The organism is Rhizobium sp. SVR5-9E (assembly GCF_056755095.1).
In genome coordinates, this window is the sequence record NZ_JBNDHS010000365.1 from 1 (window position 1) to 279 (window position 279).

The following is a 279-nucleotide window of genomic DNA, read 5'->3' on the forward strand; positions in this document are numbered from 1 at the left end:
GGACCAAGGCTGACACCGCCCGCCAGACCCAGGATCAACGCGATAATCAGCCCCGGCAGCGCCGAGGGGGGAACGGGCGCACCGATCAGTGGCTCAAGCGCCGGATCCGGCCCGGCGTGCCCTGGGCTAAAGCGGATCACCAGACCCACCGCAACGCCGGTGAGCGTCAGCATCAACATGATCCATCCCGGCGAATCCACGCTGACGCCCAGTTGTGCAGGAAGCGCCGTCCATAACATCGCCTGCAACACCGACGCGACTTTCATCACGACAATGAGC

1 protein-coding gene is annotated in these 279 nt (G+C 64.9%); it reads right to left on the bottom strand.

Annotation, left to right across the window (positions count from 1 at the left end; all coding sequences use genetic code 11):
• Window positions 1-279, bottom strand: a 279-nt coding sequence (locus tag ACPYOJ_RS35200) for a hypothetical protein (protein WP_481420363.1), incomplete at both ends; no start/stop codon positions are given.